At 59.8% G+C, this 23825-nt stretch carries 27 protein-coding genes; 15 read left to right on the forward strand and 12 right to left on the reverse strand.

All coding sequences use genetic code 11. The annotated features are described in order from the left end of the window. The first annotated feature begins 61 nt into the window (after window positions 1-61). Window positions 62-790 carry an SDR family oxidoreductase gene (locus ACA069_RS19500; RefSeq protein WP_187679506.1) on the forward strand — a complete coding sequence of 243 codons (729 nt, stop codon included), beginning with the start codon at window positions 62-64 and terminating at the stop codon, window positions 788-790. A 37-nt stretch (window positions 791-827) separates the two neighbouring features. Further along, window positions 828-1418: a 2-hydroxychromene-2-carboxylate isomerase gene (locus ACA069_RS19505; protein ID WP_187679507.1), complete on the forward strand. Its 591-nt coding sequence runs from the start codon at window positions 828-830 to the stop codon at window positions 1416-1418. Between the two features lie 49 nt (window positions 1419-1467). Here ACA069_RS19505 and ACA069_RS19510 read toward each other — a convergent pair whose 3' ends face one another. The 5 genes from ACA069_RS19510 to ACA069_RS19530 form a co-directional block, all read right to left on the reverse strand. Then, window positions 1468-3276 carry an aminopeptidase P family protein gene (locus ACA069_RS19510; RefSeq protein WP_497615007.1) on the reverse strand — a complete coding sequence of 603 codons (1809 nt, stop codon included), beginning with the start codon at window positions 3274-3276 and terminating at the stop codon, window positions 1468-1470. Window positions 3277-3332: 56 nt separating this feature from the next. After that, entirely contained in the window at window positions 3333-4499 is a 1167-nt protein-coding gene (locus ACA069_RS19515; protein ID WP_497615009.1) for an aminotransferase class V-fold PLP-dependent enzyme, read from the reverse strand. A gap of 205 nt (window positions 4500-4704) precedes the next feature. Beyond that, window positions 4705-5319 carry a LysE family translocator gene (locus ACA069_RS19520; RefSeq protein ID WP_187679510.1) on the reverse strand — a complete coding sequence of 205 codons (615 nt, stop codon included), beginning with the start codon at window positions 5317-5319 and terminating at the stop codon, window positions 4705-4707. 102 nt (window positions 5320-5421) lie between these two features. After that, the gene (locus ACA069_RS19525; RefSeq protein WP_187679511.1) at window positions 5422-5679 is read right to left on the reverse strand and encodes an outer membrane protein assembly factor BamD; all 258 of its coding nucleotides are present in this window, start codon (window positions 5677-5679) and stop codon (window positions 5422-5424) included. Between the two features lie 174 nt (window positions 5680-5853). After that, window positions 5854-6219, reverse strand: coding sequence for an antibiotic biosynthesis monooxygenase (locus ACA069_RS19530; protein ID WP_489879126.1), 366 nt, complete (start codon window positions 6217-6219; stop codon window positions 5854-5856). Between the two features lie 94 nt (window positions 6220-6313). Between ACA069_RS19530 and soxR the strand changes: the two genes are divergently transcribed. From soxR to ttdR, 4 genes are all read left to right on the forward strand, one after another. After that, complete coding sequence (soxR, locus tag ACA069_RS19535; protein ID WP_489879125.1) at window positions 6314-6766, forward strand: redox-sensitive transcriptional activator SoxR; 453 nt, start codon at window positions 6314-6316, stop codon at window positions 6764-6766. Between the two features lie 113 nt (window positions 6767-6879). Beyond that, window positions 6880-7338, forward strand: a complete 459-nt coding sequence (locus tag ACA069_RS19540; RefSeq protein ID WP_187679514.1) for a VOC family protein — start codon at window positions 6880-6882, stop codon at window positions 7336-7338. A 231-nt stretch (window positions 7339-7569) separates the two neighbouring features. Further along, window positions 7570-8445, forward strand: a complete 876-nt coding sequence (locus ACA069_RS19545; RefSeq protein WP_497615012.1) for an alpha/beta fold hydrolase — start codon at window positions 7570-7572, stop codon at window positions 8443-8445. Between the two features lie 24 nt (window positions 8446-8469). Continuing rightward, the gene (ttdR, locus tag ACA069_RS19550; RefSeq protein ID WP_497615014.1) at window positions 8470-9420 is read left to right on the forward strand and encodes an L-tartrate utilization transcriptional activator TtdR; all 951 of its coding nucleotides are present in this window, start codon (window positions 8470-8472) and stop codon (window positions 9418-9420) included. A gap of 124 nt (window positions 9421-9544) precedes the next feature. On the opposite strand, the gene leuD is transcribed toward ttdR, so the two are convergent. Together leuD and leuC are read right to left on the reverse strand one after the other, a co-directional pair. Further along, window positions 9545-10159 (reverse strand): 3-isopropylmalate dehydratase small subunit, encoded by a 615-nt coding sequence (leuD, locus tag ACA069_RS19555; RefSeq protein ID WP_497615016.1) that lies wholly within the window; start codon window positions 10157-10159, stop codon window positions 9545-9547. Further along, the gene (gene leuC, locus ACA069_RS19560; RefSeq protein WP_497615018.1) at window positions 10156-11574 is read right to left on the reverse strand and encodes a 3-isopropylmalate dehydratase large subunit; all 1419 of its coding nucleotides are present in this window, start codon (window positions 11572-11574) and stop codon (window positions 10156-10158) included. The genes leuD and leuC overlap by 4 nt, the downstream gene beginning before the upstream one ends. 303 nt (window positions 11575-11877) lie before the next feature. On the opposite strand from leuC, the gene ACA069_RS19565 reads away from it, so the two are divergent. The 8 genes from ACA069_RS19565 to ACA069_RS19600 are packed head-to-tail and all read left to right on the forward strand — an operon-like array spanning window position 11878 to window position 18132. Further along, window positions 11878-13077, forward strand: coding sequence for a PepSY-associated TM helix domain-containing protein (locus ACA069_RS19565; RefSeq protein ID WP_401267208.1), 1200 nt, complete (start codon window positions 11878-11880; stop codon window positions 13075-13077). Continuing rightward, the gene (locus ACA069_RS19570; RefSeq protein ID WP_497615019.1) at window positions 13074-13613 is read left to right on the forward strand and encodes a PA2404 family protein; all 540 of its coding nucleotides are present in this window, start codon (window positions 13074-13076) and stop codon (window positions 13611-13613) included. The genes ACA069_RS19565 and ACA069_RS19570 overlap by 4 nt, the downstream gene beginning before the upstream one ends. Continuing rightward, window positions 13610-13948 carry a hypothetical protein gene (locus ACA069_RS19575; RefSeq protein ID WP_187679521.1) on the forward strand — a complete coding sequence of 113 codons (339 nt, stop codon included), beginning with the start codon at window positions 13610-13612 and terminating at the stop codon, window positions 13946-13948. Before ACA069_RS19570 ends, ACA069_RS19575 begins: the two co-directional genes overlap by 4 nt. Then, window positions 13945-14520, forward strand: coding sequence for a DUF6162 family protein (locus ACA069_RS19580; protein ID WP_497615021.1), 576 nt, complete (start codon window positions 13945-13947; stop codon window positions 14518-14520). Before ACA069_RS19575 ends, ACA069_RS19580 begins: the two co-directional genes overlap by 4 nt. A 35-nt stretch (window positions 14521-14555) precedes the next feature. Continuing rightward, complete coding sequence (locus ACA069_RS19585) at window positions 14556-15485, forward strand: metal ABC transporter substrate-binding protein (protein WP_497615023.1); 930 nt, start codon at window positions 14556-14558, stop codon at window positions 15483-15485. Next, on the forward strand, window positions 15482-16327 hold the full coding sequence (locus ACA069_RS19590; RefSeq protein WP_497615025.1) for a metal ABC transporter ATP-binding protein: 846 nt from the start codon (window positions 15482-15484) through the stop codon (window positions 16325-16327). Before ACA069_RS19585 ends, ACA069_RS19590 begins: the two co-directional genes overlap by 4 nt. Next, on the forward strand, window positions 16327-17226 hold the full coding sequence (locus ACA069_RS19595) for a metal ABC transporter permease (protein WP_007917717.1): 900 nt from the start codon (window positions 16327-16329) through the stop codon (window positions 17224-17226). The genes ACA069_RS19590 and ACA069_RS19595 overlap by 1 nt, the downstream gene beginning before the upstream one ends. Then, complete coding sequence (locus tag ACA069_RS19600) at window positions 17227-18132, forward strand: metal ABC transporter substrate-binding protein (RefSeq protein WP_497615027.1); 906 nt, start codon at window positions 17227-17229, stop codon at window positions 18130-18132. Between the two features lie 175 nt (window positions 18133-18307). Here ACA069_RS19600 and ACA069_RS19605 read toward each other — a convergent pair whose 3' ends face one another. From ACA069_RS19605 to ACA069_RS19625, 5 genes are all read right to left on the reverse strand, one after another. Beyond that, window positions 18308-18532 (reverse strand): MbtH family protein, encoded by a 225-nt coding sequence (locus ACA069_RS19605; protein WP_187679525.1) that lies wholly within the window; start codon window positions 18530-18532, stop codon window positions 18308-18310. Between the two features lie 83 nt (window positions 18533-18615). Further along, a complete protein-coding gene (locus tag ACA069_RS19610) occupies window positions 18616-20028 on the reverse strand; it encodes an aspartate aminotransferase family protein (protein ID WP_497615029.1) in 1413 nt (470 codons plus the stop codon). Window positions 20029-20171: 143 nt separating this feature from the next. Continuing rightward, window positions 20172-20657 (reverse strand): GNAT family N-acetyltransferase, encoded by a 486-nt coding sequence (locus ACA069_RS19615; RefSeq protein ID WP_497615031.1) that lies wholly within the window; start codon window positions 20655-20657, stop codon window positions 20172-20174. 119 nt (window positions 20658-20776) lie between these two features. Then, window positions 20777-22099: an ATP-binding protein gene (locus ACA069_RS19620; RefSeq protein ID WP_497615033.1), complete on the reverse strand. Its 1323-nt coding sequence runs from the start codon at window positions 22097-22099 to the stop codon at window positions 20777-20779. Continuing rightward, a complete protein-coding gene (locus ACA069_RS19625; RefSeq protein WP_187679529.1) occupies window positions 22099-22779 on the reverse strand; it encodes a response regulator in 681 nt (226 codons plus the stop codon). The genes ACA069_RS19620 and ACA069_RS19625 overlap by 1 nt, the downstream gene beginning before the upstream one ends. A gap of 256 nt (window positions 22780-23035) precedes the next feature. Here ACA069_RS19625 and ACA069_RS19630 point away from each other — a divergent pair, with 256 nt between their 5' ends. Beyond that, window positions 23036-23728, forward strand: a complete 693-nt coding sequence (locus ACA069_RS19630; RefSeq protein WP_497615034.1) for a hypothetical protein — start codon at window positions 23036-23038, stop codon at window positions 23726-23728. Window positions 23729-23825 lie beyond the last annotated feature (97 nt).

Here is a 23825-nt window from a genome sequence, read left to right on the forward strand (position 1 = left end):
TTAACCGGATCCTAGCATAACGTTCGTTCACTTAACGATCGTTTACTAAAGGGGTCTACCCATGAATAACAAGAAGGTCGTATTGGTTGTCGGTGCAGGCGATGCAACCGGCGGAGCCATTGCCAAGCGCTTTGCCAAGGAAGGATTCATCGCCTGTGTTACACGGCGCAGCGCCGACAAATTGCAGCCGCTGGTGGAGGCCATTGAGGCTGAGGGCGGCGAAGCTCATGGTTTTGCCTGCGATGCGCGCAAAGAAGAAGACGTAATCGCTCTGATTGAAGACATCGAAACCCGCCTCGGTCCAATCGAAGCCTTTGTATTCAACATCGGCGCCAACGTGCCCTGCAGCATCCTCGAAGAAACCGCGCGCAAGTATTTCAAGATCTGGGAAATGGCCTGTTTCTCCGGCTTCCTCAATGCCCGGGAAGTAGCCAAACGCATGGTCACCCGTCAGCGCGGTACGATTCTGTTCACCGGTGCCACTGCCGGACTTCGCGGTGCGTCAGGCTTCGCCGCGTTCGCCGGAGCTAAACACGGCATTCGCGCACTGGCGCAAAGCATGGCGCGGGAACTTGGCCCTATGAACATCCACGTCGCCCATGTGGTAGTCGATGGAGCCATTGATACCGACTTCATCCGCAACAGCTTCCCTGAGAAATACGCCACCAAGGATCAGGACGGTATTCTCAACCCAGAACACATCGCCGAAAACTATTGGTATTTGCACAGTCAGCCACGTGATGCGTGGACCTTTGAGCTGGATCTGCGTCCCTGGAACGAACGCTGGTGAACCCACCGCCCAAAACAATAAATAGAGAGCAGCGACAATGACGAAAACCGTGGAATTCTATTTCGACCTAGGCAGCCCTGCGACGTATCTGGCCTACACCCAGCTGCCAAAGATCTGCGCTGATACCAATAGCGAGCTGACATACATTCCGATGTTGCTCGGTGGTGTATTCAAGGCGACCGGCAATGCATCGCCGGCAATGATTCCGGCCAAGGGTCGCTATATGTTTCAGGATCTGGATCGTTACGCCAAACGGTATGGCGTGTCCCTCAAGTTCAACCCGCACTTCCCGATCAACACGCTGCTGTTGATGCGCGCCGTCACTGGCATACAGCTACGCCAGCCGGAACGCTTTGAGGCGTTTATCGATTGTCTGTTCGCTGCGTTGTGGGTGGAAGGCGCAAACCTCAACGACCCGGTAATCGTTGCTGGCGTATTGATCGAACATGGGTTCGATCCCGATGAAGTCCTGGCGTTGACCAACGATGAAACCGTGAAGGCTGCACTGAAGGTGAACACCGAAACCGCGGTTAAACGTGGCGTTTTCGGTGCCCCAACAATGTTTGTCGGCAACCAGATGTTCTTCGGGCAGGATCGCCTGGACTTCGTCGAAGAAGCCTTGACCTAGATTGATCCCGGCACTCAAGCGCGGACTTCAGCGCCTGAGTGCCAACCCATCAAATGGCCGCAGTACGCGTGTTCAGCCATTCCAGCGCAGCACCGTCGAGCAACGGACTCAACCGTTCACGCACCTGCGCGTGATAAGCGTTGAACCACTGTTTCTCGTCCTGAGTCAGCAACGCTGGCACCAGGCAGCGCGTGTCAATAGGGCACAGGGTCAAGGTTTCAAACTTGAGAAACTCGCCGAACTCGCTACTCTCCGCCACTTGGTTCATCGCCAGGTTCTCGATACGCACGCCCCAACGGCCAGGACGATAAGTACCAGGCTCGATGGAAGTGATCATGCCCGGTTGCATCGCGGTTTGCGGCGCCGGCGCTGCCTGATAGGCAATGACCTGTGGGCCTTCGTGAACATTGAGGAAATAACCGACGCCGTGACCGGTGCCGTGACCGTAGTCGACGCTTTCAGCCCAGATCGGCGCGCGAGCGATGGCATCCAGCAACGGCGATAGAATGCCTTTCGGAAACTGTGCCCGCGACAGCGCAATCACGCCTTTCAACACGCGCGTGCAATCGCGCTTCTGCTCTTCGGTTGGCGTACCGACCGGCACCATCCGCGTGATGTCGGTTGTGCCGCCGAGATACTGACCGCCGGAATCGATCAGCAACAGGCCGTCGCCTTCGATCACCGCGTGTTCTTCTTCAGTGGCGTGATAGTGCGGCATCGCGCCATTGGCGTTGAATGCCGCGATAGTGTTGAAACTCAGGGAAACGTAATCCGGACGACGTTCACGGGCAGCGGTGAGCTTCTCGTCGATGGTCAGTTCGGTAATGCGCTCGCGGCCCCAGGCCGACTCCAGCCAGGCGAAGAATTCGCACAGCGCTGCGCCGTCCTGCTCCATCGCTTTACGGATGTGCGCGGCGTCGGCTTCACTTTTTTGCGACTTGGCCAGTGTCGTCGGGTTCAAGCCTTCGACCAATTTCACACCGCTGTCGAGGTTATCCAGCAGACCGCTGGTGACGCGCGCCGGATCCACCAACAGGCTCGCGCCACTCGGCACGGCGCGCAAGGCGCCGGACACTTCGCTGTAATCACGCAGCGTCACGCCATCGTGTTCCAGTACTGCGCGCAACTGCGCATCGATCTTGCTCAGCGCGACAAACAAGGTGGCCTGCTGCTGATTGATCAAGGCGAAGGAAACAAACACCGGGTTGAACGACACATCGCCGCCACGCAGGTTGAACAGCCACGCGATATCGTCGAGGGTGGCGATGAAGTGCCAATCGGCGCCGCGCTCCTGCAAGGTTTCCCGCAGTTTGGCGAGTTTATCGCCACGGCTGACGGTCGCTTGTGGCGGCAGATGCTGATAGATCGGTGCATTCGGCAGCGTCGGCCGGTCGCTCCAGACTTCCGTCAACAGATCGATATCGGTACGCAGACGGGCACCGCGCGCTTCAAGTTTACTGCCCAGTGTGCGCGCAGAGGCCACTGCCATCACCGCGCCATCGACCGCAACCACGCCACCTTCAGGTGTCTGCTCGGCTAGCCAGTCCAGCGGGCTTGGCTGACCGGGTTGCAGCTTGACCAGCTCGATGCCGCTGCCATTGAGTTCCTTGGTCGCCTGTTCCCAGTAACGACTGTCGGCCCAAACGCCGGCGAAATCGTGGGTGACAATCAAAGTCCCGACCGAGCCATGGAAACCCGACAGCCACTGGCGGCCTTGCCAGTACCCCGGCAGATATTCCGACAGATGCGGGTCGGCGGAAGGCACCAACAGCGCATGAATGCCTTCGCGGCGCATCAGTTCACGGGTGTGCGCCAGGCGCTGGGGAACCGATCCCTCGGTCAAAGTCTGGGTACTCATCATGTCTCCTGCCAATCACTTCATCGTTATTGTTCGTCGCCATCAGGTCGGCGCGTTTAAAGCCCTGTTGCCCAGAATGCCGGAGCACTGGTGCAGGCGGTCTTGATCAGTTCAAAAGCCTTGTCGATATCTTCAGCGGTGGTGAAACGGCCGAGACTCAGGCGAATCGTACGCCCGGCCAGCCTTGTGTCATGTCCCAGTGCCAACAGCACGTGGGATGGCGCGTTACTCGCGGAATTGCAGGCCGAGGTCGCGGAGAATGCGATTGAATGGCTAAGCGCCGCACTATTGAACTCGCCTTCGCTGAAGGTCAGGCTCAAGGTATGCGGAATGCGTTGCGTGGCACTGCCGTTGAGGCGCACGCCCGGCAGGCTCAAAAGTTGTTCGAGCAAGCATTCACGCAAAGCGACGATGGAGTTTTTCTCTTCATCGAATACGGCAGCGGCCAAGGCGAATGCCGCACCCATCGCGGCGATCTGATGCGTCGCAAGTGTTCCGGAGCGCAACCCGCTCTCATGCCCGCCACCATGTATCTGCGCTTGGACGCGCTGTTGCGCACGCGGGCCGACGTACAGCGCACCGATGCCTTTGGGGCCGTAGAGTTTATGCGCCGAGAACGACATCAGATCAACCGGCCATTGCGTCAGATCGATTGCCACTTTGCCCGCGCCCTGAGCCGCATCGACATGGAACAACGCCTCGCGACCGCGAACGACTTCACCGATGGCAGGGATGTCGTTGACGGTGCCGAGTTCGTTGTTAACCAGCATCAGCGACACCAGAAAGGTGTCATCACGCATCGCTTCGCTGACCGCTTGCGGGGTAATCAGGCCGTCGGCGTCCGGCACCAGATAAGTCACGGCAACGCCAGCGTCCTGCAATTGACGGGCGGTATCGAGGATGGCTTTGTGTTCGATCTGGCTGGTAATGATGTGCCCGCCGGACACGCCGCGCGCTTGGGTTACACCTTTGAGAGCAAGGTTATTGGACTCGGTAGCACCGGAAGTCCAGACGATCTGTTCGGCTTGCGCGCCGACCAGTTCGGCGACTTGTCGGCGGGCCTGCTCAACCGTTTGCCGGGCCTGCTGGCCAAAAGCATGGGAGCTGGAAGCCGGGTTGCCGAAATTACCGTGAAACCCCAGACATTCGATCATCACCTGGATGACCCGCTCGTCCACCGGAGTAGTGGCGGCGTAATCGAAATACAACGGACGTGTGTTCATAAAAGACTCGCAGAGCGTGTTCCGGGATCAGGAGGCTCGTATCTGCAAACGGCACAGCGCAGCCTTGTGAGCTGCGCGTCGGTTCGAGAGCGTCATCAATACCTGATCGGATGCCGTTAAAGAAGAACAACTTCATTTAAAAGTGCGTAGGAACGCTCCTGAAGCCGAGCTTAACAGGCATCGGGCCGGCGGTTGAAGCAATGCGTCAGCTAAAGCTTTCGAGAAGTAACGGGTACAGGGAAACCACCAGCAACGCCGCCATGCCCCAGTTGAACACGCGCAACCAGCGCGGGTCCTTCAGCACATTGCGCAGGAGCGTGCCGCACGCCGCCCAGACGCCGACGCTCGGCAGATTGATGATGGCGAACACCGCAGCGATCACCAGCACATTGGTGAAGTAACCCTGCATCGGCGTGTACGTGCTGATGGCACCGATGGCCATGATCCACGCTTTGGGATTGACCCACTGGAACGCTGCTGCGCCGAGGTAGCTGATCGGTTTGGCTTCGCCTTGAACGTTGTCACCGACCGGTCCGGAGTGAGCAATCTTCCACGCCAGATACAACAGATACGCCGCACCGACATAACGCAGAATCGTATAAAGAATCGGATAGGTCTGAAACACCGCGCCCAGGCCAAAACCGACCGCCACCACCAGGACAAAAAAGCCACAGGTAATGCCCAGCATGTGCGGGATGGTGCGGTTAAAGCCGAAGTTCACGCCCGATGCCAACAACATGGTGTTGTTTGGCCCCGGCGTTATCGAGGTGACAAGAGCAAACAGGGCAAAGCCCAACAATAGATCAAGCGAGAGGGTCATCGTGGGCAAATCCGTCAGGGTCATTCAGGTGTAGACCCTATCCCACGCAGGCCGGTAAACCCACGGACAGTTGGGTAAAACTTCTAGCAGTACAGTTTGTTTTCAGCTTGGCCGACCGTGCAGCTGTACGGCACGTTCCGCGCTCATTTCAGCCTTCTTGTCGAACTGCGACTGGCCGAGCAACTGAGCTTTTTTAGCGTGGTATTCGTCAAAGGACAAACCGCTGCGGTTCAGCGCTTCCATCGCCAACTCCCGAGATTCTTCTTCGGTGTAGGGGCGCAGCTCTGGAGAGTTGTGAGAGGCACAACCGGCAAGTACGGAGACAGCGAGCAGCAGAGAAACAGTCAGTAAACGATTCATGGGAGCGTCCTGGCGAGCGGTGGGGGTCGATGGAGAAAGGCTACGCCCCGGTACGCTCGCGCAGAAATCAACGCTTTCAATAGTGGCTATCAGTGAATCAGCAATGACTGCTCCTATCTCTTAGATATCTATAAAAATCGATAAACGTTCTAAGCAGCTGATCCAGTTGTCCATCTAACTCACCAGATTGCAGTGCAGTGCATCGTCGTGACTGCGGGCGATGCTGCTCAATACCTGAAACGAGTTGAAAGTCACGGTTTTCGCCTGATGGGTGCGGATTAACTGCCAGAAATCCTGCTCGCCGCTTTCGAAACTGCTGAATGCGGCCTCCCCCGCCTCGCGGCTCTGCCATTGCAGAAAGCTCAATACCCGCCGGCCATCGTCGCTGGCTTGCACACTCGCGCTGACGAAACCTCCGTAGCGCTGGGCCAGACGCTCGGTCTGCATCGACAGCGCCGAGACCAGCGCCGGTTGCTGCCGTGGCTCGATCTCGAATTCGATCAATTGTGTGAAGCTGCGATTTTTCGCTGATGTTTGCATGAAAAGTCCCCACTTGGCTGTAAGGCGAATCTTGCGACTCGACGAAGCGCAGGGTAAAACCTCTAGTTAAGTCAAGGTCAAGAGCTCTCTTCAAATGATCACCAAAGAGAATGTGCACAAGCAGCTAACCGTCGGCGAGGTCGCGGCGCGCAGCGGCGTTGCGGTCACCGCGCTGCATTTTTATGAATCCAAAGGCTTGATCAAGAGCCAGCGCAATGCCGGCAATCAACGCCGTTATCCACGAACCGTGCTGCGCCGGGTGGCGTTGATCAAAGTTGCGCAGCGTCTGGGGATTCCTCTTGCAGAGATCGGTGAGGCACTGAAAAATCTTCCGGATGATCGCGCACCGACGGCAGCGGACTGGAAGATTCTGTCTGAGCAGTGGCGTCGGGAGCTGGATGAGCGGATCAATCAATTGACACTGCTGCGCGACCGGCTCACGGGCTGCATCGGTTGTGGCTGTTTGTCGATGGAGGCCTGCCCGTTGCGCAATCAGGGTGACGTGTTGGGCGAACAGGGGCCGGGGCCACACTTTATCCAGGACTGATGATGGGTGCTGCTCGTCGGGCGAAAATCCTGGCCGCGAAGACAGCCCTATAGTGGTTTTTCCGGTAATCCGGTGAAGTTACACCTCGTAGAACAACAATCAGGGAGAACGTCATGAGCGTCAAACCTATCCCGGAGGGGTATCACAGCATTACCCCGTATCTCGGCATCCAAAAGGCTGCTGAGGCCATCGATTTCTATAAGAAAGCCTTCGGTGCCACCGAAGTCATGCGTCTGGCCATGCCCGACGGCGGCATCGGCCACGCGGAGCTGCGTATTGGCGACAGCGCAATCATGCTCGGCTCGCCGTGCGATCAGGGGCCATTGAGCAATCCCGACAAAGCTGTATCAGTCGGTTTGCATCTATACGTGACCGATGTCGATAAATCATTCCAACGGGCGCTGGATGCCGGTGCGACGGTGGTGTCCGAGGTCAAGGATCAGTTTTACGGTGATCGCAGCGGGACGTTGAAGGATCCGTATGGGCATCTGTGGTTTCTGGCCACGCACAAGGAAGATCTGACTGAAGAGCAGATCAAGCAGCGGGCGATGGAGATGTTTCAACAAGGTTGAGCTTTGGAGTGTTATCACTGGCCTCTTCGCGAGCAGGCTCGCTCCCACAGTGTTTCGCGGGGTGGCATAAATAGCTGTCACCCCTCAGATCTCTGTGGGAGCGAGCTTGCCCGCGATGAGGCCATCACTGACAACACACTTCATGAACCCGCCCCTCACGCTTTGCCCCTTGCCCCAACCCCCGGACAATTTCAGGATGCATCTATAAAACCCTGAACAAGGATCAGCCCGATGTTTGCCGGATTCCTCAAAAACCAGCGTCACGTCAACGGCGTCGACATTGCCTATCGTCTCGGCGGTAGCGGCCCGGGCCTGTTGCTGTTGCACGGTCACCCGCAGACCCATGTGATCTGGCACAAGATTGCCGAACAACTGGCCGAGCACTTCACCGTGGTCGCCGCCGACCTGCGCGGTTATGGCGATAGCGGGCGCCCGGCCGCCGACGAGTTGCACCACAACTACTCAAAACGCGAAATGGCCCGGGACAACATCGAACTGATGCAGGCGCTGGGCTTCGAGCAGTTCTCGGTCCTTGCCCACGACCGTGGCGCCCGGGTCGCCCATCGCCTGGCGCTCGACCACCCCGCCGCCGTGCAACGCATGATGCTGCTGGACATCGCCCCGACCCTGTCGATGTATGCACAAACCAACGAAGCCTTCGCCCGCGCCTACTGGCACTGGTTCTTCCTGATTCGCCCGGCGCCGCTGCCGGAAACCCTGATCGAGGCCGATCCCGAGTCTTACCTGCGCAGCGTGATGGGCAGTCGCAGTGCCGGACTCAAGCCGTTTACCGACGAAGCGTTCGGCGAATACCTGCGCTGCTTGCAGCAGCCGGGCAGCGCTCGCGGTATCTGCGAGGACTACCGCGCCAGCGCCGGCATCGATCTGGAACATGATCGCGCCGACATCGTTGCGCGGCGCCATTTGAATCTGCCGCTGCGGGTTTTGTGGGGTGCCGAAGGCACGGTCGGGCGCTGCTTCGATCCGCTCAAGGAATGGCAGCAGGTCGCCGCCAACGTTAGCGGCCAATCCTTGCCCGCCGGCCATTACATCGCCGAAGAAATCCCCGAACTATTGCTCGCCGAAGCGCTGGATTTTCTGCGCTGAACCGAGCCTGCAAGTGCCGATGCTATGCTGGCGGCTTGTGCCGCAAGTGCTCGTTTTGCCATGACCCAGAAGAAAGACACCGTGCCCCTGCCCGAAGACCTGCGCGTGCTGCTCACCGTGATCCGCAAGAACGGCTTCGCCGCTGCGGCGGATGAGTTGGGCCTTTCCCCGGCTTACGTCAGCAAGCGCATCCAGATTCTCGAAACCACCCTCGGCACGCGCCTGTTGCACCGCACCAGTCGCCGCGTGTCTCTGACCGAGGACGGCGAAAGGGTGCAGCGCTGGGCGTTGCGCATTCTCGATGACTTCCAGCAACTGCACGACGAACTTTCCGACGCCCATGACAGCCCGTCTGGGCGTCTGCACATCTGCAGCAGTTTCGGTTTCGGCCGCAATCACGTCGCGCCTGCAGTTTCGTTGCTGGCCGAGCGTTACCCGCAACTGGAGATTCGCCTCGATTTGTTTGACCGGGGGGTGGACATCGTCAATGAGGGTTTCGATCTGGAGATCCGCGTGGGTGATGACATTCCCGGCCAACACATCGCTCGCCGTCTGGCCAGCAACCGACGGGTGTTGTGTGCCGCACCGGACTATCTGCGACGACGTGGTACGCCCCAGACACTAGATGATTTGCAGCAGCACGATTGCCTGGTGATCAAGGAGCGCGACAACGCGTTCGGCATCTGGGATCTGCATCGTGACGGCACGCAGGAAAGCGTGCGGGTCAGCGGGCCGTTGTCGTCGAACAATGGCGAGATCGTCCTGCAATGGGCGCTGGATGGTCGTGGGATGTTGCTGCGCTCATTGTGGGACGTGAAGCCGTTGCTGGATGAGGGACGGTTGGTGCAGGTGCTGGACGATTACAGTCAGAGCGCCAACGTCTGGGCGGTGTACCCGACGCGGTTGGCGCATTCGGGGAAATTGCGCGCGTGTGTGGAGTTTTTGCAGGTGCATTTCCGGGATCTGTCCCTGTAGTTAAAACTCCACAAAACCAATGTAGGAGTGAGCCTGCTCGCGATTGCACAGTGTCAGCCAACATCATCATTGACTGAATGGCCGCTATCGCGAGCAGGCTCACGCCTGCAGGGTCAGAGGTGTATCAGGACAGCCAAGGGTTGTTAGCTAGATGCTCGCGCTCGAACGCCTTGATCTGCTCATGCCGCTGCAACGTGCTGCCGATCGCATCCAGCCCCAGCAACAGCGCAGTCTTGCGCAACGTATCAATCTGAAAATCAATCACCGAGCCATCCGCCAATTCAATCTGCTGTGCCTCCAGATCAACACTGATCCGCGCGCTGTCAGGCTGGCCGACAAGCTGCCCGATCCGCTGCACCTGCGCCTCTTCCAGCGAGATCAACAACACCCCATTGCGCTGGCAGTTGTCATAAAAGATCCCGGCAAAACTGCTGCCGATCAGCGCGCGGATGCTCATCTGCTGCAAGCCCCACACAGCATGCTCACGGCTGGAACCGCAGCCGAAATTCGGCCCGACCACAAGGAAACTCGCCCCTTGCCAGGCTGGCTTGTTCAACACGAATTCGGGATTTGGCGTGCCATCGGGCAGAAACCGCAGATCGAAAAACAAGCCGCGATCCAGTCCCTGACGATCGATACCCTTGAGAAACTGTTTAGGCATGATCACGTCAGTATCGACGTTCGCCGCCAGCAATGGCGCGGCCTGGCCGCTGACCTGAGTGAAGGGCTGCAGGCTCATGAGCGTTCTCCAAAGTGGCGGATGTCGGTGAGTCGTCCTGTGATCGCAGCGGCGGCCACCATTGCCGGGCTCATCAGATGGGTGCGCGCGCCGGCGCCCTGACGGCCCTCGAAGTTGCGATTAGTGCTCGAAGCGCAGCGGTCACCGGGAGCGAGTACGTCGTCGTTCATCGCCAGGCACATCGAGCAGCCCGACTGGCGCCACTCAAAACCGGCATCAATAAAGATCTGCGCCAAACCTTCGGCCTCGGCTTGGGCGCGGACTTCGCTGGAGCCGGGCACGATCATCGCCCGCACATGCCCAGCCACACGTTGCCCGCGCACGACGCTGGCGGCATCACGCAAATCCTCGATCCGCGCGTTGGTGCATGAGCCGATAAACGCATGGCTGATGACGATATCGCTGAGCGCCATGCCCGCTTCCAGGCCCATGTATTTGAGGGCGCGGCGCATGCCCTGACGCAGGATCGGGTCGTTGATGTCCTGTGGATCCGGCACTCGCGCACCAATGGCGGCGGCCTGATCCGGGCTGGTGCCCCAAGTGACCATCGGTTCGAGCAGGCTGGCGTCGAGATGAACTTCCCGGTCGAACACCGCGCCCGGATCGCTGTGCAATTCTCGCCACGCTGTCAGTCCGCGCTCCCACAGCTCACCTGCGGGCGCCCGGGGTTTGCCTTTGAGGTAGGCGAAGACCTTGTCGTCCGGCGCCATGAATGCGCCGCGCGCACCGGCTTCGACCGCCATGTTGCAGATGGTCATCCGCGCTTCAACGCTCAGACCGTCGATGGTCGAACCGCAAAACTCGATGGCGAAGCCGGTGGCCCCGGACGCGCCGATCCGGCCGATCAGCGCCATGATCACGTCTTTTGAGGTCAGCCCCGGGGCAAGTTCGCCATCAACGGTCACGCGCAGGCTTTTCAGGCGTTTGTAGACCAGGGTCTGCGAAGCCAGCAGATGCTCGATTTCCGAGGTACCAATGCCGAAACCGAAGGCGCCGAGTGCGCCATAGGTGGTGGTGTGGCTGTCGCCGGCAGCAATCACCATGCCCGGCAGAATGAAGCCTTGCTCGGGAGCGATGACATGTTCGATGCCCTGGCGCTTATCGAGGATATCCAGCAGCTCGATGCCGAAGTCCCGGCAGTTTTCCGCCAGATACGACACTTGCCGCGCGCCGCCCTCATCAGCCATTGCCGCCACTCGCACAGGCGCAGTCGGGTTGACGTGATCGACCACCGCCAGCGCAGTGCCCGGGCGCCAGACGTCACGTCCGGCATCGCGCAAACCGCTGAAAGCCTGCGGGCTGGTGTACTCATTGATCACCTGACGATCGATATACAGCAGCACGTGGCCCTGATCGTCGAGGCGGCACACCGTGTGTGCATCGATGTGTTTGTCGTAGAGGGTTCTGGGGGTCATCAAAGGCGCTCACTGAGGCAATCCGGGTGATTTCCATCATAGGGAGCGGGTGGCGGGCATCAATTGGCGGAGGGTGATGGCGTCATTCATGAATCGTGTTTGATCTCCCACAAGGGTTCAGTGGTGCAGATGCGAATTGCGAAACATTTGCTTTCATATCGATCATCGGGATTTACCTCGCTCATCCGTCCTATAGAGATGCAGGCCGTTCGCGTAGGCAAAAGCCACGAACGCCTTTCGGGGAATCCCGTGCTGCGAAGCCCGTAGCCGTGCTCCCTTCCACCGAAATCAAGACGCGTAATCATGTCGAAGAAATCCCGCTCCAAACTGTGGTTCCTGGTGCATAGCTGGCTCGCGTTACCCATCTGGTTTTTCGTCCTGATCGTCTGCGTGACCGGGACGTTGGCGGTGGTCAGCCAGGAGATCGTCTGGCTCGCCAATCCGCAGATGCGCGCCAGTCAGCCGTCGGACGATGCACCGCTGCTCAGCTACGATCAGGTGCTGGCGGCGATCAAGAAAGCCGAACCACAGACCGTGGTCGAAAGCATCAGCCGCCCCGACGAATCACACTTTGCCCTGGACGTAGAGGTCAGCTACCCGGACGGTCGTTCGCTGACGGTCTACGTCAACCCTTACACCGGGGTGATCCAGGGCACGGCACCGACCTTCAATTTCAAGGCGTTCACCCGTGCATTGCATGGCTGGTGGCTCGTGCCGTTCACCAACGGTTTCAGCTGGGGCTGGTATCTGGTGTCGTTCCTCGGCCTGCCTTTGCTGGTTTCGCTGATCACTGGGCTGGTGGTTTATAAACGCTTCTGGAAAGGTTTCTTTAACCCGACCCTGCGCTTTCGCCACGGCGCGCGGATTTTCTGGGGAGACTTCCACCGTCTCAGCGGTATCTGGTCGATCTGGTTCATTGCGGTGATTTCCATCACCGGCACCTGGTTCCTGATTCAGGCGTTGCTGTCGGATAACCAGATTTCCATTTCCAGCGAACCGATCATCCCGGCAATGGCCCGTGAGGCTGTACCGCTTTCGCCGGACGGCTCACCGCCCACGCGAATAAGCCTGGATCACGCCATTGAAATCGCCCAGCAGAAGATCCCCGGCCTGGAGGTCAGTTTCGTCAGCCTGCCGGGCAATGCCTACAGCCATATGAGTGTCGGTGGCCGGGGCTGGTATCCGCTGATGTTCCAGACCGCCACGATCAATCCGTACAACGGTGACATGGCGGCTTCGCGGTTGTTGTCCGATCGTTCCTCACTGGAATTCGTCACCGAATCCATGCGCCCGCTGCATACCGGGGACTTTGGCGGATTGTGGATCAAGCTGATCTGGTTTTTCTTCGGCCTGCTGCTGAGCATGATGGTGCTCAGCGGCCTGTTGATCTGGACCAAACGCACCGCCCTGGCGACCGCCAACGCACTCAAGCGGGAAAGTAAAAAGAATCGTGTCCTGCCCCAACCGGCCATGAATCGTGAAGTGTCGGAGGCCAACCTGTGAGCAAATCCACTGCTTCTGCTCAACCCTCACGCCTGAGTCTGTTCTGGCACAAATGGCGGTTTCACATCAACGTGCTGTTGCTGCTGATTCCGCTGGGCTTCATGCCCAAATACTTCGCCGATGCCGCCCTGTTCCGCGGCGACAGTGGCCTCGGTGAACGGGAAGTCGGCGAAATTCAGGTCGGCCCCTGGAGCCTGCGCCTCGCCGAGTTGCGCGAAGAAGCGCCGCGCGGCGGCCCGGCCGGTTATCTGAAAGGCTTCAACGCCGCCCTGTGTGACGCTTGCGTCGACAAGGTCAAGGCGACTTATCTGCGCATCGGCAAACCCCGCAGTCTGCGCGCCGCCGGAGTGATTTTCTTCGGCACCCCTTACCGCATGGGTGCCCAACTGCCAGTCCCGGAAAAAACCAAAGCCGATGCCGAACTGTGGATCACCATGGAAGGCTGGGACGGCAGCATGCATCAGGCCTCGATTCCCCTGAGCCAGGCCTCTCCCGCCACCCTTGCCTGGCTGAACACACAAGGAGCCAAACCATGAGCTGCTCTCGCCCTTCCCGCCTGCGGCTGAGCGCCGCGCTGCTGGTGCTGTTCGCCGGTTTCAGCGCCAGCGCTCTGGCGCATAACCCGATGTGTGAATGCAAAGCCATCGACGACGAGCAGATCCAATGCACCGGCGGTTTTTCCGACGGCAGCGGCGCCCCGGGCGTGACCCTCGACGTGATTGGCTACGACGAAACCATTCTGGTGCCCGGCAAGCTCGGTAGTGACTCAACCCTGACCTTCAAGAAACCCGGCGCCGAGTTCTACGTGCTGTTCGACGCGGGCCCAGGCCACGTAGTCGAAATCGACCAAGCGGATATCGAAGCCCCATGAGTACGCCCACCACACAAATCGTGCGCCCGGCAGGTGCTGGCCACGAAACCCTCAACGTCCTGTTGTTGTGTCTGCTGATCCTCGCGCTGGCCGGCTCCGCGGTGGCCTGGCGCGGGGTTTCCCATGAACCGGAGCCCGTCGCCAGCAACCAGTTCGATGCCCGGCGTGACCTTAGCGCCGCCGAGCAAGGCATCTATGCCGACCTGCGGGTGACGCTGGACGAAATCCAGTTGCTGCGTGAAGAGCAGAAAACCCTGCCAACCCCGCAAAACCTGGCGGATGAAGGTTTCGCTCCGTTTGCCCAGGACGCCAGTTCCGTCAGTCGTGGCGGTCACGTCTGGCAAATGCAGGCCGACAGCGCCTATTTCGGTCACAGCCAGACGCCTGCCGTCGCCGGTTCGTTTCTGATGCGCGTCGATGCCGATGCCAAAGCGGCGCCAGATATATGGCTCAACCGCCAAGCCGAACTCAAGGCGCCTCAAGCGCTGACCGACGCGGCCCTGTCCGCCGCCGGCTGGAAACAGATCGTCGCGCAATACGATGCCGGGGTTACCCGCGAACATCGCCATTGATTCCTCGCACTCACCCGAGAGAAGACCGTTTGCCCATGTCTATTTCATCGCCACGCCGTCCGTTGTTGCGCCTGTTTCTAATGGGCCTGTGTGCCTGTCTGTTGAGCCCACTGGCCAGTGCCGATCAGGCAAAACGCCTGCGCATCGGCATTACCCTGCATCCTTATTACAGCTACGTGGCGAACATCGTCGGCGACAAGGCCGAGGTCGTGCCGCTGATTCCGGCCGGTTTCAACCCGCACGCTTACGAGCCACGGGCCGAGGACATCAAACGTATCAGCGGCCTGGACGTGATCGTGCTCAACGGTGTCGGCCATGACGACTTCGCTGACCGCATGATCGCCGCCAGCGAAACACCGAGCATCAAGACCATCGAAGCCAACGAAAACGTGCCGCTGCTGGCCGCCACCGGGGTTGCCGCGCGCGGTGCCGGCAAAGTGGTCAACCCGCACACGTTCCTGTCGATCAGCGCTTCGATTGCCCAGGTCAACAACATCGCCCGGGAACTGGGCAAACTCGACCCGGACAACGCCAAGACTTACACCCAGAACGCCCGTGCCTACGGCAAACGTCTGCGGCAGATGCGCGCCGATGCGCTGGCCAAGCTGACCCAGGCACCGAACGCCGAACTGCGCGTCGCCACCGTTCACGCGGCTTACGACTACCTGCTGCGCGAATTCGGTCTGGAAGTGACGGCCGTGGTCGAACCGGCCCACGGTATCGAGCCGAGCCCGAGCCAGTTGAAGAAGACCATCGACCAACTGCGCGAACTGGACGTGAAGGTGATCTTCTCGGAAATGGACTTTCCGTCCTCTTACGTCGACACCATTCAGCGAGAGTCCGGTGTGAAGCTGTACCCGCTGTCGCACATTTCCTACGGCGAATACACCACCGACAAGTACGAAAAGGAAATGACCGGCAACCTCAACACCGTGGTGCGGGCGATTCAGGAGTCAGGGGCATGACCTCCAAAGAAACCTTCTCTGACCAGTCCGAAACCCCTGTGGGAGCGAGCCTGCTCGCGAATGCGGTTGAACACTCAACGCATCCGTTGGCTGACACGACACCTTCGCGAGCAAGCTCGCTCCCACAGGTTTGCGGGCCGACTCTCGATTTTGCTGATGTCAGCCTGACCCTTGGGCGCACCACCATTCTCGACAAGGTCACCTTCCAGGTACACCCCGGCAGCGTGCATGCGCTGGTCGGCCCCAACGGTGGTGGCAAGAGTTCGCTGATCAAGACCTTGCTCGGCCAAATGCCGCATCAAGGCCAGTTGAGCCTGCAATGGCCCGGCGAGCCCGACACCATTGGCTACGTGCCGCAAGCGCTGGAATTCGACCGCGGCTTGCCAATGACGGTCGACGATTTCATGGCCGCCATGTGCCAGCGCCGCCCGGCGTTTCTCGGCTTGAGCAAACACTACGCTGGCGCCATCGGTGAGGCGCTGGAACGGGTCGGCATGCAAGACAAGCGCAAGCGACGCATGGGCGCGCTGTCCGGCGGCGAACGTCAGCGGGTCCTGCTCGCCCAAGGGCTCATCCCGGCGCCGCAACTGCTGGTGCTGGATGAGCCGATGTCGGCGCTCGACGAGGCCGGGATTCAGGTGTTCGAACGCCTGCTCGGGGACTGGCGCGCGGCGGGCATCACCGTGTTGTGGATCGAACATGATCTGGAGGCGGTCGGACGTCTGGCCGATCGCGTCACCGGTCTCAACCGTCGCGTGCTGTTCGATGCCACACCGCAACAGGCGCTGACCCCGGAGCGTCTGCTGACGCTGTTTTCGACCCATCCACGGAGCGCTGTCTGATGAGTTACGAAGCCTTTCGTTTGATGGTTCAGGGCTGGGCCTCGTCGGGTTACCTGCCCGAAGCGCTGGCCTATGGTTTTGTGGTCAATGCGCTGCTCGCGGGTCTGTTGATAGGCCCGGTGCTCGGCGGCCTCGGCACGCTGGTGGTGGTCAAGCGCTTTGCGTTTTTCTCCGAAGCAGTCGGCCACGCAGCGCTAACCGGCGTGGCCATCGGCATCCTGCTCGGCGAACCCTACACCGGGCCGTATGGCAGCCTGTTCGGTTACTGCCTGCTGTTCGGCATTCTGCTCAACTACCTGCGCAACCGCACGGGTCTGGCGCCTGACACCTTGATCGGCGTGTTCCTCTCGGTATCCCTGGCGCTGGGTGCGAGCCTGCTGCTGATTCTGGCCGGCAAGATCAACGTACACATTCTGGAAAACGTGCTGTTCGGTTCGGTGCTGACCGTCAACGGCAATGATCTGGCGGTGCTGGCCATCGTCGGTTCGCTGGTCATGGCCCTCGCGCTGCCGCTGTACAACCGCATCATGCTGGCCAGCTTCAATCCGCAACTGGCGGCGGTACGGGGGGTGGCGGTGAAGACCCTCGATTACTTGTTCGTGATTCTGGTGACGCTGATCACCGTGGCGGCGGTGAAAGTCATCGGTGCGATTCTGGTCGGTGCCCTGCTGGTGATTCCGGCGGCGGCGGCGCGTTTGCTCAGCCAGTCGCTCAAGGGCTTCTTCTGGTGTTCGGTACTGATTGCCACCGTCAGCACCTTGTGCGGGATCCTTGCGCCGATCGTCTTCGATCTGCCGATCCCGTCCGGCGCCGCGATCATTCTGGTCGCCGGCATTGCGTTCGCCCTCGCCGCCATCGCGCGCGGTGTCGTACCCAGTCTGAAAGGGAACCTTGGATAAATGGCTTTTTCACTGAGAAAACTGACCCTGAGCATGGCGCTGTGCGGCGTGGTCTGCAGCCCGTTGATGGCCGCCGAAAGCGCCAAGCCCTTGCGGGTGCTGGCCTCGCTACCGATCACCTACGGCTTGGGCGAAGCATTGCTCAAAGGCACCGGTATCAACCTGGAACGCGCGGCGCCGGCGAACTTGCCGGGCAGCCGCCAGACCGCTTACTTCACGGGTCGCGGCGCTCCGGCGCTGGACAAACTGGCGAGTAATGCCGACGCGGTCATCGGCGTGCGCTCGCTGTGGGCCGATGACCCGCTGTACCCGATCGCCCGTCGCAGCAACATCCGTATTGTTGAGGTCGATGCCGCACGCCCGGTCGACGGTGCCCTGCCCGGTATTGCCGTGCAACCAGGGTTGAAGGTCGATGGACTGAACAGCCAGCCATGGCTGGCGAGCAACAACATGGGGCGCATGGCAGACGTGATGGCAGCGGATCTGGTGCGTCTGGCACCGACCGCCAAGCCGAAGATCGAAGCGAACCTGGCGGCGTTGAAACAGCGCCTGCTCAAACTCAGCGCCGACAGCGAGGCGCGTCTGGCCAATGCAGACAATCTGAGTGTGATGAGCTTGAGCGATCACTTCGGCTATCTGATCGGTAGCCTGAATCTGGAGCTGATCGGGCAGGATCCACGTCCTGATACAGAGTGGACGCCGGAGGATTTGAAGCAATTGACGGCGGCGCTCAAGGACAATGACGTGGCGGTGGTGCTGCATCACCGACAACCGTCAGACGCGGTGAAAGCGGCGATCGCCGAGTCCGGTAGTCATCTGGTGGTGTTGAGTACTGATGCCGAAGATCCGGTGGCGGAGCTTGAGGGGAATGTGGATCTGCTGCTCAAGGGGTTGAGTGGGGCGTAAGCTCAGTTACACCGCGTTATCGTTTATCGCGAGCAGGCTCACTCCTACAGGGTTAGGTGATCCCATGTGGGAGCCAGCGTGCTGGCGATGAGGCCAGCAAAGACAACGCATGTTCCGGACATGAAAAAACCCGCTGACTGTCTCCAGTCCAGCGGGTTTCTTTTTGGCCGGAAGCTTATTGAACCGCAGCCTGCCCTTCCATTTTCTGCCGCAGGCTCAGCGGGCGCATGTCAGTCCAGACTTCCTCGATGTAGGCCAGGCATTCCTTTTTCAGGCCGCTCTTGCCCACGGTGCGCCAGCCTTCTGGCACGGCCTTGTAATCCGGCCAGATCGAGTACTGCTCTTCGTGGTTGACCACGACCTGAAAGAGGATGTCCTCGCGGTCGAATACTGACGTCATGCTGGTTCTCCATCGTTGTAGGGGGGGGCTGCACGGCAGGTGCAGCCGGGTATGTAGAAAGAACGTTCGGCGCGGCGAAAAATTTACTCGGCGGCGATGGCAGCAGCCAACGCACGACCGAAGATCTCGGCAACGCAGTCGATTTCGGCAGCGGTGATCACCAGCGGCGGGAGGAAACGCACCACCGCGCCGTGACGGCCACCCAACTCCAGAATCAAACCGCGTTTGAGACATTCGCGCTGCACGAGCGGTGCCAGCCGCGCAAACGCTGGTGGATGGCCGAGTGCGTCCGGCGCGCCGTTCGGGTCGACCAGTTCGACGCCAAGCATCAAGCCACGGCCGCGAATATCGCCCAGTTGCGGGAAGTCGCGCTGCAGGATGCGCAGGTGCTCGCTCAAGCGCGCACCCATGGCGGCGGCGTGTTCGCACACTTTGTGCTCAACCAGATAACGCATCACCGCAGAACCTGCTGCCATCGCCATCTGGTTGCCGCGGAAGGTGCCGGCGTGAGCGCCCGGCTGCCAGGTGTCGAGCCAGTCGCGATACACCACCACCGCCAGCGGCAGGCTGCCACCGATGGCTTTGGACAGCACCACCACGTCCGGGATGATGCCAGCGTGTTCGAAGGCAAACATCTTGCCGGTACGGGCGAAACCGCTCTGGATTTCGTCGACAATCAGCGCCACACCAGCTTTCTCAGTGATCCGACGCAAGCCGCGCAGCCATTCGATATCCGCCGGAATCACCCCGCCCTCGCCCTGCACCGCCTCGACGATCACCGCTGCTGGCAATTGCACGCCGGCCTCGGGATCGTTGAGCAGGTTTTCCAGGTAGCTCAGGTTGGCCTTCACCCCGGCTGCGCCGCCGAGGCCGAACGGGCAACGATAGTCATACGGGAACGGCATGAACTGCACGCCGTTGCTGAGCAATGCGCCCAGCGGTTTTTTCGGCCCCAGGCTGCCCATCAGGCTCAACGCCCCTTGGCTCATGCCGTGGTAACCACCGGAGAATGACAGCACCGTGCTGCGCCCGGTCGCAGTGCGCACCAGTTTCAACGCCGCTTCCACTGCATCAGTGCCGGTCGGGCCGCAGAACTGGATCTTCGCTTGCGCCGCCAGCTCAACCGGCAGCAGACCGAAAAGATCCTGAACGAACTGATCCTTGACCGGGGTGGTCAGGTCGAGCGTATGCAGCGGCAACTCATCGGCCAATACCTGCTGGATCGCTTCGATCACCACCGGGTGGTTATGCCCCAGTGCCAGCGTGCCGGCACCGGCCAGGCAGTCAATAAAGGTGCGCCCTTCGACGTCTTCGACATACAGACCCTTGGCACGCTTGAGCGCCAGTGGAATGCGGCGCGGATAGCTGCGGGCATTGGATTCCTGCTGTGCCTGACGGGTCAGCAGTGGCGATTCATTGAACTGATACAACGTTTCCGCTGGCACCGTGGTAACCCGGGCCGGCGACTCTTCGATAAGGCTGGTGGCGACTGACATCTCTCGACCCCTCAATTCGCTATGGATTGTGACCAAAACAGCACACCGGACAGGTGCGCGTTCCGGTCGCGGGGCGCACTTGCAGGTTTTCCTGTTCTGGAAACGCATAAGCGAGGCGAGGATTTAGCCCCTTGATCGACTCGTCATCCGGATAATGGCAGTGGCTTGTACATGGGCAGGATCTGCAAGCCTTTGTGTATGAGGGGTGGTTCAGATTCGCGATAGCCCAGATGACGATAGAACGCTTCGCCAGTGCGTGTGCTGTTGAGGTGGGCGTGAAGTACACCATGCACCCGTAGCCAGCCTTGCAGATCGTTCATCAGCGCTCGCCCCGCGCCACGGCGAAAGGATTCCGGTTGTACATAGCAGAGAACAATGTCGCCACGGCCCTGAGCCATGCCGACACCGACCGGTTTGTCCGCCAGCAAGGCGATATTCAGATAGAAATGCGGGTCGGCAAGCCAGGCGCTGAGCAAATCGGCAGATTGCTGCCGGATCCAGTCGTTGACGATAAGCGGGTCGTTGCGATGATCGAGCGCACAACCGAAGCGGATCGAACGTTCGATGATGCGACAGATGATGCCGACGTCGGCCAGGATGGCCGGACGAATACAGATGGGTGCTTCCATGGCGCTGTTCCCTCAATCCATTGAGTCAAAGCTGTCGTGACCTTAACGTCACGACAGCCGGATAGCCATTGGAGAGAGGTTACATTTGATGTGCCGCATGCAGATCCCGCGAGAGGGTTTCAAATGGTCTGCAATGGCATGGTCAACTCAACGCGCAGCCCATCCGGGCGGCTGTCGAAATGCAGGGCACATTCGCAACGCTGGACGATGGCCTGAACAATCGCCAGGCCCAGGCCGCAGCCGGTACTCTGACCATTGCGCCAGAAACGTTGGGTCAGATGTTGCAGATCATCCTGAGCGATGCCCGGGCCATGGTCGCGCACAATAAAACGTACGCGGTTGCCGATGGTTTCCAGACTCAACTCGACCGCACAGTCTTCGGGGGTGTGGCGCAGGGCGTTGTCGAGCAGATTGCGCAGCGCGGCAATCGACAGCACCGCCGGCATTTGCAAGGGCGCTGTCGAAAGCTGTTCCGGCAGTTGCAATTTGATTCGCAGGCGCTCGCCGCCCGTGGCATCGGCAATCGCCAGCCGCGCCACTTGCTCGGCGCTGCACTGCGAGCCGTCGTCAAACGACAGGCTGCCCTCGACCCGCGCCAGCAACAGCAATTGCTCAAGCGTGCGATGCAGGCGATCAGCGCCCTCCTCGGCCTTGGCCAGCGACTGATCGCGGGCGGCACCGTCGGTCATGCGCGCCACTTGCAGGTGGGTCTTGATCGCCGTGAGCGGGCTGCGCAGCTCGTGGGCGGCGTCGCCGGTCAGCCGACGTTCGCGCTCGATGGTCTTGCCAATGCGCTGGAACAGTTGATTCTGGGTATCGAGCAACGGCTTCAATTCGCTGGGAAACGCCTGCAATTGCAACGGTTCGAGCGAATCGGCATTGCGCCGCATCAAGGCCTCACGCAGACGGTTAAGCGGCGCCAGCCCTTGGCCGATCCCCAGCCACAGCAGGCACAGGCAGCCGAGCAACGCCACGCCCACCGGCACCGACGCCGCCAGCAGGATCGACATGTTCAGCGCTTCACGCTCGATCTGCCGATCCGCTGTGGTAATCCGCACATCGCCCCGGGCGAGAGTGAAACTGCGCCACGGCGCACCGTCGATCATCTGGTCGTGGAAGCCCATTTTCTCGGCTTCCAGCGCTTGTTCGGGATTGTTGTGGCTGCGTGCGAGAATTTCTCCGCGCAAGGAACTGACCTGGCAGGCCATGCCACCGGGAATGTTCAGTTGTTCGGCACTGAAATGGGTGCCTTCGCCCTTGCTCGGCAACGTCGGAAGTTGCTCCAGCAAACCGGCGACCATGCGCGCCGACGCCACCAGACGCTGATCAAGGGAAAACATCATCTGATTGCGCAGGTCGCTGAGCATCCAGGCGGCCGCCAGCGCCCAGATCAGCGCAAACGCGGCGCCGAGAGTCAGGCTCAGGCGCAGTCGTAGACTCATCACTTGCCTTGTTCTCCACCATCGGCCGGCCCCAGGCGATAACCCAGACCGCGCACGGTTTCGACGATGCCTTTGCCGAGTTTGCTGCGCAGGTGGTGGATATGCACGTTCAACGCGTTGCTCTCCAGCTCATCATTGAAACCGTAGACGCTGTCTTTCAATTGCTCGGTGGACAGCACCCGACCGCGATTGTGCAGCAGAGCCTGCAACAGGGATTGTTCGCGTCGCGACAAATCCACCGGTTGCCCGGCCAGCATGGTTTCGCGGCTGCTTGGGTCGTAGGTCAACGCACCGTGTTCAATCAGGTTGACGCTGCGCCCGGCCACTCGACGCAGCAAGGTTTGCAGACGGGCGAATAGCTCACGCAGATCGAACGGTTTGAGCAAGTAATCGTCGGCACCGGCCTGCAAGCCGTCGACCCGGTCAGTGACCGAATCGCGTGCGGTCAGAATCAGCACCGGAATCTCCAGACCGTGCTGGCGCAGTTGCTGCAGCAGTTTCAGGCCATCTTCGTCGGGCAGGCCGAGGTCGAGCACCATCACGTCAAACTCGGCAACCTTGAGCATCGCCCGCGCCTTGGACGCGGTGTTGACGTGCTCGACAGTCAGCCCTTGAGCCGTGAGGCCGGCAACGATGCCGCTGGCGATCAGCTCATCGTCTTCGCAAACCAGTACGTGCATGGGCGCTCCCTGAAAAAAATGCGAGTGAAGCAGGTGAGGATTAAGCGGCAATTATGGCCATCCTCGGTAGTGACGGGAAGCCGCTCGCAGAATTGAGCAGGCCTGCACCCGGCGGAACACATTCCTTAATTGCGCACTGCCGGCACTTCAATAAGTCCCGAGAAATGAAATCCCACACTTAAGCACTACTGATAATTAATCCAGCCGGATAACCTGCCTGCACATTAAAACAACCCGTTAAAAGGAATTAACAAACATGCCAAAACTTGAAAACTTCGTTGCCGTTGATTGGCGCTCCGGCCCCGATAGAATCTATTTCTTCTTCAAAAACACCGACACTTACTCTCAATTCAGCATTGGCGACAATACGGTACCCGATGGCTATCCACGCCCCATCATGGGTCGCTGGGATGCATTTGATCTGCATGCCAAGGATTTGCGCTTCGGATTTACCTCGACCTCGCTGGGGTTCAACGCCGGTAGCGACGAAGACATCGCCTGGCTGTTCTTTTACTACGGCGACATACCGGCCGTGTGCAAATACAACCAGGATGAAGATAGGGTCACCGGTATTTACAAAGTCGCCGATACGCTCTGGAAACCGATTGTTCCCTACTTTGACAAAATCATTGCCGGCACGTGGGCAGAAATAACGGGGCACCCTTTTCTTTTCAGGTTCATTCTCAATGACGGTCATTACCTGACGTTCAACTACAAAGCAAAAACACTGACCCGCAACCCGTTCGGCCAGCATCGTATGGGCGCGTTGATCCCGTTCAAAAATCGAATGATCACGGCCGCACAAAATGATCGAACTTTCGCAGACAGTTACTGGTACATCTTTCTCACCAACAACCAGTACCTGATTTACAACATTCAGACGGATCGACTGGTCTCCGGCCCGCACCCAATCAATGACAGCAATTGGCCCGGACTGCTGCGTGACTGATTGGCCGAACCCGGGGAGCCTTGTAGGATACGGTTAATTATCGGTTAATCGCCGCCGCCCATTCTGCACCTCAATTGCACAGGGACAAGGCTTCTCC

It is taken from the genome of Pseudomonas sp. LBUM1652 (assembly GCF_059716105.1).